Here is a 1,255-nt window from a genome sequence, read left to right on the forward strand (position 1 = left end):
CAGGTTCGGGTAGAGGGGTTGTGCGTTGGCGAGTGCTTCGACGCGGCCGCGGAGTGCGGTGGTGGTCTCGGTGGTGAGGTCGGGTTGGAGGGCTTCGGCGATGATGTCGGCGACTTCGGTGAACTCGGCCTTGCCGAATCCGCGGGTGGCCAGTGCGGAGGTGCCCACGCGGAGTCCGGAGGTCACCATCGGCGGGCGCGGGTCGCCTGGCACGGCGTTGCGGTTGACGGTGATGCCGATCTCGTGGAGGCGGTCTTCGGCCTGCTTGCCGTCGAGTTCGGAGTGGCGCAGGTCGACCAGCACCAGGTGCACGTCGGTGCCGCCGGAGACCAGCTGCACCCCGGCGGTGCGGGCGTCGTCGGCGCAGAGGCGTTCGGCCAGGGCTTGGGCGCCTTCGATGGTGCGGCGCTGCCGGTCGGCGAACTCGGGGGACTGGGCGGTTTTGAACAGCACCGCCTTGCCCGCGATCACGTGCTCGAGGGGGCCGCCTTGCTGGCCGGGGAACACCGCGGAGTTGAACTTCTTGGTGAACTCGTCGTCCGCGGAGAGGATCACCCCGCCGCGCGGGCCGCCGAGGGTTTTGTGCGTGGTCGTGGTGACCACGTGCGCGTGCGGCAGCGGGTTCGGGTGCAGCCCCGCGGCGACCAGCCCGGCGAAGTGCGCCATGTCGACCATCAGGTACGCCCCGACCTCGTCGGCGATCTCGCGGAACCGGGCGAAGTCGAGCTGGCGCGGGTAGGCCGACCACCCGGCGATGATCATCTGGGGTTTGTTCTCGCGGGCCAGGCGGGCGAGTTCGTCCATGTCGACCCGGTGGTCCTGCTCCGAGACGTGGTACGGCACCACGTTGTAGAGCTTGCCGGAGAAGTTGATCCGCATCCCGTGGGTGAGGTGCCCGCCATGCGCCAGGTCCAGGCCCATGATCGTGTCACCCGGCTTGAGCAGCGCGAACATCGCCGCAGCATTGGCCTGCGCCCCCGAGTGCGGCTGCACGTTCGCGAACGACGCGCCGAAGAGCTCCTTGGCCCGATCGATCGCCAACTGCTCGACGACGTCCACGTGCTCGCAACCGCCGTAATACCGCTTGCCCGGATAACCCTCGGCGTACTTGTTCGTCAGCACCGACCCCTGCGCCTGCAACACCGCCTGCGACGCGAAGTTCTCCGACGCGATCATCTCCAGCGTGTTCTGCTGCCGCGACAACTCAGCGCCGACCGCGGCCGCCACCTCCGGATCCACCGCCGACAGCGAATCG

The 1,255-nt window shown here is 69.0% G+C and carries 1 protein-coding gene; it reads right to left on the minus strand.

Annotated features, from left to right (window positions below):
• Nucleotides 1–1,248 (minus strand): serine hydroxymethyltransferase (gene glyA / locus INP57_RS29265; RefSeq protein ID WP_200073611.1); only part of this gene is annotated, 1,248 nt, incomplete at its 3' end.
• Nucleotides 1,249–1,255 lie beyond the last annotated feature (7 nt).

Source organism: Saccharopolyspora galaxeae, assembly GCF_016526145.1.
In the GTDB taxonomy this organism is placed as follows: Bacteria; Actinomycetota; Actinomycetes; order Mycobacteriales; family Pseudonocardiaceae; genus Saccharopolyspora_C; species Saccharopolyspora_C galaxeae.